At 63.1% G+C, this 8905-nt stretch carries 6 protein-coding genes; 2 read left to right on the forward strand and 4 right to left on the reverse strand.

From position 1 onward, the window contains the following. Positions 1-207 precede the first annotated feature (207 nt). Positions 208-1869 (forward strand): IS30 family transposase, encoded by a 1662-nt coding sequence (locus ACPW96_RS22945; RefSeq protein ID WP_425886026.1) that lies wholly within the window; start codon positions 208-210, stop codon positions 1867-1869. Between the two features lie 352 nt (positions 1870-2221). Here the strand turns inward: ACPW96_RS22945 and ACPW96_RS22950 are convergent, their stop codons facing one another. Beyond that, positions 2222-2692 (reverse strand): hypothetical protein, encoded by a 471-nt coding sequence (locus tag ACPW96_RS22950; protein WP_425886027.1) that lies wholly within the window; start codon positions 2690-2692, stop codon positions 2222-2224. Between the two features lie 287 nt (positions 2693-2979). Here ACPW96_RS22950 and ACPW96_RS22955 point away from each other — a divergent pair, with 287 nt between their 5' ends. After that, positions 2980-4092: a TIR domain-containing protein gene (locus ACPW96_RS22955; RefSeq protein ID WP_425886029.1), complete on the forward strand. Its 1113-nt coding sequence runs from the start codon at positions 2980-2982 to the stop codon at positions 4090-4092. 337 nt (positions 4093-4429) lie between these two features. Here the strand turns inward: ACPW96_RS22955 and ACPW96_RS22960 are convergent, their stop codons facing one another. The 3 genes from ACPW96_RS22960 to ACPW96_RS22970 all read right to left on the reverse strand — a co-directional run bounded on the left by ACPW96_RS22960 (position 4430) and on the right by ACPW96_RS22970 (position 8284). Beyond that, the gene (locus ACPW96_RS22960) at positions 4430-5056 is read right to left on the reverse strand and encodes a hypothetical protein (protein WP_425886031.1); all 627 of its coding nucleotides are present in this window, start codon (positions 5054-5056) and stop codon (positions 4430-4432) included. Positions 5057-5830: 774 nt separating this feature from the next. Further along, positions 5831-6937 carry a hypothetical protein gene (locus tag ACPW96_RS22965; RefSeq protein WP_425886033.1) on the reverse strand — a complete coding sequence of 369 codons (1107 nt, stop codon included), beginning with the start codon at positions 6935-6937 and terminating at the stop codon, positions 5831-5833. 501 nt (positions 6938-7438) lie between these two features. Beyond that, a complete protein-coding gene (locus ACPW96_RS22970) occupies positions 7439-8284 on the reverse strand; it encodes a hypothetical protein (protein WP_425886034.1) in 846 nt (281 codons plus the stop codon). Between the last annotated feature and the right edge of the window lie 621 nt (positions 8285-8905).

Below are 8905 nucleotides of genomic sequence, written 5' to 3' on the forward strand. Positions count from 1 at the left end.
CGCCCCAGCGGAGCTCTTCGGACGGCTGCTAGATTCCGAGAATCACCCCTCGTTGCGATGACCGCTGGAAACCAAGGTGCCGAAACCGTTCAGAATTCGAGCGCCGTCGACAGGTGGTTGCTCGTGGTGGTGTCGTTCTCTTCTCCCGCGGCTGGGCGGTTCTTGGCCGCAGTGGCTCAGGGTCACAGTCTCAAATCCTGCGCGCGGATGGCGGGCATCGATAAGGAGGTCGGTTACCGGTTCCTGCGCGATCGGTATCTCGAGCTGCGTCGGAGCGGGCTGGGTGCGGCAGACACGATCGAGGCGATCGGGCGCACGTTCAGTCGGGTGTCGGCGTGGGAGGCGATGGTCGACCGTGACCACGGCCGACACCATCTGCGGGTCGAGGTGGCACGGGAGGACGCGTTCTGGGCCGCGTTCGAGGCCGGGATGGATGCGGATGCCGCATCAAAAGTTGCGGCCGTTTCGCGTGCTACCGGGTATCGGTGGGTGCAGCGTCGCTTCCGCGAGATGCGCTCAGCCGGAAGCAGCGCCAGCCTCTGCGGATGCGCTCTGCGGCTCTCACCGACGCGCGTGGAGGTTCTGGAACGCGACTGGCGGGCGAGGGTCAGCAGTCAGCGGAGGGCTGCGACGACGGCGCACCGCGAAGCGATGCACGAGGCGGCGATACTTGCCGATGCCGCCCTTGGTGAGACGGACGCCGCCAGAAGGCGACGCGAGCGGGTCGACCGATATTGGCAGCTGATGCGGGACGGGGTCAGCAACGTGGATGCTTGCAGACTCCTGGGTATGTCTCGCCGCGCCGGAACTCTGATCCGTCAACAGAACAACTTCCTCATCCCCTCACTGGTCCCGCCTCGCACCACGGGCCGGTATCTGACCGTGAGGGAGCGGATGCAGATCGCGGACCTGCTCCGGTTGGGGTGCTCGATCCGTCAGATCGGCAAGCAGCTCGGCCGGCACGCGTCGACAATCAGCCGGGAACTGGGCCGGCACCGCGATCCGGCGGGAAACTACCTGCCGCGCACCGCCGATCACGACGCGCACCGGCAACGAGCGCGGCCCAAGGTCCCCAGGCTCGCGGCAAACACCGCTCTCCGGCTCCTCGTGCAACGCAAATTGAACCGGTGCTGGTCACCGGAGGAGATCAGCGGCTGGCTGCGGAAGACCTACCCGCACGACACCACTATGCGGGTCTGCCACGAGACCATCTACCGGGCCCTGCTGCTCCGGGAAGACCACGGACTGCACCAGCGATACGCTCTCAAGCTGCGCACCGGACGCCGCATCCGGAAGACCCGTTGGCGCTCCCGATTCGGCCAAGGATCCCGGATCCGAAACATGGTGATGATCGACCAGCGACCGGCCGAGATCGAGACCCGGCAGACCGCCGGGCATTGGGAAGGCGACCTCATCGTCGGTATCGGATCGGTCTCCGCGATGGTCACCCTTCGGGAAAGGACGACCCAATACGGGATGGTCATCAACCTGCCTCACGACCACACCGCCGCCTCCGTGAACAGGGCCGTCGCCGACGCGTTCGCCCCACTGCCCACCCATTTGAAGCGATCGCTGACCTGGGATCAGGGCGTCGAGATGGCCAGCCACGAGGCGCTCACCGCCGCGACCGGGGTCCCCATCTACTTCGCCGAGCGCGCCAGTCCCTGGCAACGCGGAGCGAACGAGAACTACAACGGACTTCTCCGCCAGTACTTTCCGAAAGGCACCGACCTCGCCAAGCACACCGCGGCACACGTCGCCCACGTGGTCGCCGAGATCAACAGCAGGCCCCGGAAAGGACTCGACTATGACACCCCCGCGCAACGCCTCCGCGCCCAACGCCGCGCACCCCGGACAGCTATCCGATAGCTTGCAAACACGTGATCTGTTGCGTCGATCCCCAGAATCCGCCGCCCCCTCATCGCGAATTTCAGCGGGCTGGGCAAACGCGCTCGACCGACAGGCATGATCGCGCTGTGTTTCGCGACGCCGCCGGACTCTCGCGTCTGTCGCGGTGGAGGACCGGCTTACGAACTCTGGCGGTCGCTCAGCCACGATCGCATCGGTAGGGTGGACGTCGATGCCACAGGTCACCGCCTCGTGCAGAACGCTTCTCGGCGGGTCGCGGCTACACGACGTCGATGCCGTTCACGGTGAGGGGGGCTCTACATCGCGATGGACTCAAAAGCGACGTTGTATGCGAGACCAACGAACGCGACGGCTACGGAGACACATTCCCCAGACAACAGGCCTTGTCTGCGCCGATATATGTCAGCTCGGCTGCAGCGATCTGGTCCATCGCCAATCGTGCGCGAGCCGGTAAGACCGTCGCCTCCAGCGTTCCGATATCGGCGAAGGACGTCAGGCGACGGCGACCGGGAAAGGCGATGCTCGCGACGGCGACGATAGCCGCAAACGCTGCCCCGAAGACCGCCAACATCGCCGCTAGTTCACTGGCGGGTGATGACTGTCCAAGGTTCGCTGCAATGACGACGCCCGACGCAACGACGACTACTGAGGCGCGGTTATCCAGAGTCGCCTCAAGCGTCCGAAACCGCTGCTGGGCGATCTCGAGTTGCGCGAGCGCCTGCTGGACTTGCTCGTTCGCTTGACTTTCTGCCCGAGAGGCAGCCCGTCTCGCCCCGAAGTTGAGAAAACCGAACCTTCTGGGTCGCCAATTCGCTGCAGACATGGCATGACTCTATTCGGAGGGTCAACCTCGAAGGCGCCGGACGATCTCGACGTATCCCTTCAGCTGCGACCAACGCGACCGGAGTGGGAATGTTCGGTGGGGACCGGCAATCGAGCGGGAACAGTTCGCGGATCTGAGGGATCGCTCAACCCCCGAGTCCACGCGTACGGGACGAGACAGGCGTGAGACATCTCTCAGGACGCGCTCCGCCTTCAGTGATTTGATGCCGCGGCCGCGATCCAGATTGCGGGCACTGCCCAGATTCGGGCATTCTGTGCGCTACGGCTGTGTCTGAAACCGGAAGTGGGGAGATCGTGGCAAGGATCCCGGTCGAAGTTGCGCCCGTGGGAGGCAGCGGTGGTACGGAGCTCACTCGAGCGATGGAGTCAGCGAACCGAACTCAGTCGCAGTTCGAGTTCACTCTTGCCCCGGTTGAAATCCGCACCGATCTCCGCATTCATGCCTTCGACAGGGTCGCGGCATCGGACCTAATGGATACTCTCGAGGCAGCACGCACTCGTGTCCGCGGGTACCACCCCTTCCTAGTCGGCGTAACCGACTCCATCATGGAAACCAAGAGCCTTACGAACATCTTTGGCAGTCATCGCGGTCATCGAGGGCTCGCAGTCATATCGACGGCGGGAGTAGAAGATCACATCGTGGGACGCGAACGCATGGCTGCGTTCTTCGCGTACTATCTCGCCCGGTATGCACTGACATTCGTTGCCCCGACTCCGCCGAATCATCTAGACACGCGCGGATGCATCTTCGATCTCAAGGCCGACAAAACGCACATCCTTGGCAGTATGCGACGTGGTGCCTTATGTGATGCTTGTCGGCAGAACCTGGTCACGGGAGAGGCCGGAATGTCGACTGCCCAGTACGGCGCCCTCGACGACCTATTTGGACTGTCTGGAGAACTATTGACGAACACGACACCAGAGGTGCAACCGAGAATCTTCGTCGGCTCGTCATCCGAGGGCTTACCCGTCGCCAACACGCTTCAGGAGCTCCTCGGTGCCGAGTATTGGGTCGAGGTATGGAACCAGGGGGCATTCGGCCTGGGAAGTACGACGCTCGAAGCGCTGGAGGACGCTGTGGAGTCCTTCGACTTTGGAGTGTTCGTGTTCACCCCAGACGACGAAGTGTTGTCGCGGGGAGGAACACACGCCGTAGCCCGCGACAACGTGATCTTCGAGGCGGGGATGTTCGTGGGGAGGCTCGGCCGGAAACGGGCGCTTGTTGTCGAGCCAGGGACGGGGGTCCTCGCGTTGCCGACCGACCTCCTCGGCTTGACAACCGCCCGCTATGACGCATCGATCGAGAATCTAAGTGTTGCGCTTGGGCCTACTGCAAATCGCATCCGTACGGCCGTAAAGGCCGCGGCTGCCCTTGGCTAATCGACCCACACGTGGGAGCCAATCATTCCGCGCGAAACCCAACCTCACGGGGTTCCCGGACACGGCCAGGGGGTTCGGGGAACCGGGTCACGCTTCCATCGCCTCGTCTGGGCAGGGTAGGACCCGCAGTAGGAGTCGGCGAGGGGCTTGGAGCGGCGCGCTCGGCAGATTTGTGAAATGGACGCCGTCGGATGGCAGCTCCTCGCTGAAGGGCCACTCGGAACGTCCCCACACGTACACTCGATGCTGCTCTCGACCTACGTCTCCATCCGTGCCCGACTCATCCACGATGATGAACGAAGGCTTCTCGCGGTACGGCCGACATGAGATCGCTCCTTCAGTCGACCGGACTGAAGGAGGCGTCGCATCTCTCGGGAGCCAACGATGTGTCGTAGCACGCCTGGAACGTGAACTCCTCGACCGCATCCTCAAACGGCTTTAGTGACGCCGATGTCTCGTCCAGATACTCGCTCAGCGAGTCGACGGGTACGTCTTTTACGGCAAACGGCACGACTGCCGTCGCGTAGGGCATCAGGTTCCGATTGACGGGTGTGATCAGTTCGTTTATGCGAGTGCCGATTTCGAGGGCATTCTCCGAGCCGTACACTCGCAACTGGTCCCAGGAGTTGGTCCAACGCAACAGCGGGTCCGAGACAGGGGCCGACGACCAGACCACGCAGACCGGGGACTCGGGAGCTTCTTGGTACGTAGCCTGTGTCAAACAGTTCCCTTCCCAATCGGAGACGAGGTCGATCTGCGCTTGGAGCAACGCGACCGCTGCAGCCGAGTACTCTGTGTACGCCTCGCGTCGCTCAGCCCGCTCCTCCGCTGCAATTTGTGCATCTGCCTGCAGCGCAAACACAGCGAATGTGACGCCGGCCCCGATTAGGGCTCCGAGTAACGTCGTCACGACTGATAGCACGGCAACACCAATTCCGCTTAGTGCCTGTCGTTCTGTTCCCATGACTGCATCTTTGCGCACTAACGCGCCAAACCTAGCTCGTTCGTGTCGTGGTCGGGTCTGATCCGCTAAGCAGGTGAGCTGGGGAACCGAGGCTCGCGGTTGTGGCCCTTCGGCACGGTGCGGGCCCTCGCTGTTGGTAGTTTGTGGCCATGCCGCCGACGCCGAGCCCGGCGCCGTTACGCATTCAAGTGGTCGGTGAAGGAGCCCCTCGGTGGGGAGTCGCCGTGATCGCTGGTCGTTTCCTCGTTCTGGATGCCGTTCTCGCGTTCCTGTTAGATATCGTCCAGGACGCTAGGAAGTCGCGCAGAGATATCCGTCAGCGCTGAGACGAGCGTCTACTGGTCACCACCGCCACCGATCCGCCCTCGCCTAGCGGAAACGTCACCAGGTTTGTGACCAAGACACCCCCAAACACATGACCGGCCCCATCGCGGTTAGCGCCGAGTTTCTCGCATTACCGGAGAGGGTGCAACGGTGATGCTGATACCCAGGCTGAAATCTCACGGCGCGGCTCGGTTCACCTCGCGGAAGTATCGCGGTCGGGCTCCGGTACGCCGCGCGTCGCGAGACGACGTGCTCCCCGCTCATGCACGCGCCACGGTCATCGATGGGGCTCTCCGGCCCGCAAAGCCAGGGTCGACCTTCGCCGGAGCGCGCTGGAGGATCGATAGGCAGGCCCTCTGCGGGTCGATTGTCAATGACCCGGTACTTGGTGCCCGGTAAGGCCGGCTGCAGGGTCGCGCAGGCACACCACAGGTGCGCCGATCTTCGAGGTCAGGCGTTCGACTCGCTCTGCGCGAGGACCTCGGAAAGTGTCCAATTTTCGTGACGCCTCGCGGGATGCAAGACGCGTAGGTCATCGAGCTTTCGCAGCCCAGAGATCCGGTCGTCGGCGGATATGCGGGCTGCGCACCTCTCCATGCAAGCTTGCGCTGCGTCGAGATCACCTGTCATCATCAGCGCCACTGCCACGTAGAAGTCGATGACCCCCGGTGAGGTATCGATCCCGGACTTGGCTGCCGAGAGAATCCATGCCCAGTCCGCGGAAGTACGAGCGTTCTCCAACTCGTAGGCACCGTCCGAAACTCCAGTTAGATCAAGCACTTTGGTGCTGTCCAGGGGCGCGAGATCTTCCGACAGGAGGAGGTCAAGCGCCGGATCGAGGTACTGCGACTGATCAACCACGCCGGATCCACATCCCCACAGAAACAACTCGGCTCCAAGAGGGCTGGGATGGAAAGAAAGCATGGGTTCACGATCCGTGTGAGCGTGCGCGCCAAGTGGAGTCTCCTCTCCGCGTCGGACGATGAACTCCCAAGAGTCTTCGTCGATGAGGCCCTCGCGGCCGAGCCCCCATATGGCGTGCCCGACCACGTCACGCCTCTCCTCCTCGTTCAAATGCTCTAGGGTCAGCGCACGCATGAAGTCCTCGAGATCGAACTCGACGTGGAGTCGAGCGCGCTCAATACTCCAACGCAGATCGACTCGCTCCCCCCGCCGATGCCGCCACAGTTCGCTGTAAAACAAGTAGTGGACCTTCAGTTGGAGGGCAGACAAGCGCCGGATAACGGCAGTCACCGATACGCCGCGATCATTCTTCATGCCGTCGCCCGAAGTGACCAAAACGCCAGAAAGATACTCTGCGACGATTTCGTCTTCCGCATACATGGCCTCATCTAGGACCTGACGGAGGAGCCTCGCCGAGAGCTCTCGCGGCTTCTCACTTCGATCCCGCCGGTTGAATTTCTCAGCGAGACGCTCCAGGTTCCGCCCGACGAATTGCGGAACTTTACCCAACTCGACACCGAGAGAATCCGCCACTGGTCCGAACGTTCGAATCATGAGCTCGCCCACGGCGGTGCGCTGGTTTTCTGTCGCCATGCGCCACAACATACCGTGGAGGCGGAGCGGGAAGCGTGACGTCGCGGAGCCAATTGCGTTGCCCGCGCCGGCTCCTACCGTCCGGTGAGCTTCATGAAGGCGCAGTTGACGTCGCCCTCAACCCCGCCGGCTCCCAGCGGGTCGATAGCTCGTCGCCGTATTGGGCAATTCTCGAGGAAGCTGGAGAGTCCCATCGCTCGTATCGCGACGTCCTCATGCTTCGAGCCCCGGAGCTTGGCGTCAGCCCCCGTTGACCACGCCCTGGGTGGCGTCATGTGAACCGATGTGTGATCAGTGCCCGGGTAGCGATAATCAGCGGGCGAGCAGCGAACCCGCTGACGCTCCGACGCGAGCGCGTGGGGCGAGCGGGCAGTCGGCAGTCCCGCGAACGCCGGCGAAGGATGTGACGCACGCGTGGAACTCGACGTCTCTCTTACAGTCCGCGCGCAGTCCGCAACCCAGCAGCTCTCGTCGTGGCACTACTTGACCGGGATCAGTGACCTACAGGTTCGCCCTCTTCAAATGCACCCGCTGTTCGAGCACCTGTGTGCCGGGCTGGCCGGGGGTCTCGGGGAAGGCAGTTGCGCGGACGACTACGCTTGCGTTCCCCGGACCGAAGAGTATCCCGTTGAACGACGAGAGCTGGATCGTCCATGGGCTAGCTGTCGTTCCGCACGCCACCGCGTCTGTTCCTGCAGACCCCTGAGCGACCCGGCGTCCGAGCCGTTGCGAGGCGTCGGCAAAGATGTAAGCGGTCGCGGGCTGGTCACAGACGACGGTGCCTTGCAACGTCACAACGCCGTCGCGGGTCGCCGTACTCGAATCGATCGTCAGAGTGACCTCGACTGGCGGTGCGGGCTCGATGACGTTGAAGGTCAGATTGCCCCCCGGCCCCACCTGGCCAGCTTCGCCGGAACCGCAGCATGTGCCAGCAGCGACATAGTATGTGACGCCGGCCTCGGCCTGCACGGCGATCCGCGACCACAACCCGTAGAAGCTGTCGTCGTTGCACTCCTGCAGGACGAGGTTCGGTGGCTCACCCGTGAACAGCGCCAGGGTGGTGTCATAGTCGCTGCCCAAGGTGTTGAACTCGACGGCACCGTCGGCCGGTGCGGTCCATTGGTACCAGACGGTGGCTAGGCCGCACCCCGCGTCTGTCGCCGGATCATATGTGGCCTCGCTGACATTCACGGTGTCGGTGAACGGCACCCCCGTCACAGCGGTGGCAGTGCTGATGCCGTCGTTGACTGGTGTCGCGGCCAGCGCAGGGCTGGCGACCGCCAAGACACCTGCTGTGGCCAATGCCAGTCCTGCCGCCAGCATCCGCAACGGTCCGAGATTGGACATAACGGGTCCCCCTTTGTCATCTGGTTGCCGGACGCACGACGCAGCAAGGAAGGGTGAAATGCACTGCAATAGGGCGGGCTGCACCGCCCGCCCGGTTGTTCGATCCCTCTACCGGTCAGCGCCCACACCTATTGTGGCCTTATCACAACATCGGTGAAAGAGGCAAGCGTCCGGCCCAGGACTACCGGCATGGATCTGGGGTGACAAGTGGAAGGGCACCGCTGCGGCCCGCGGCAGTATGACCGTTGATAAGCGATTGATCGAATCTCGCGCCTGGTACAGAGCTGCCTCCCGTTCCTTCCCCGGAGCGTCTACCGGCAGGGAACCCTCAACGAAAGCAGCGGCGACGACCTCCACAATGAGCTTCAGCCTGAGAGGCTCAGCGAACGGCGTCGCCCGGGCGGGTACCCTCTAAATCCGGCGCTTCGGATTGTTCGCTTGTCGGCGAGACGACCCTCCGTCGATCTGTCTGCATCGCCACGCCCAGCGCCGTCTCAGGATCCTCGAGCTTGGTTGAGCGGTCCCTTCGAGGACGTCCGGTTAGGGATCGGCGGATTCAAGCGGTCATCGCAACAGGACGTCCCCGATGACTTCGTTCGGGGTTTGGAACTCTAGTCGTTT

Source organism: Micromonospora sp. DT81.3 (assembly GCF_049847225.1).
Taxonomy (GTDB): Bacteria; Actinomycetota; Actinomycetes; order Actinomycetales; family Microbacteriaceae; genus Microbacterium.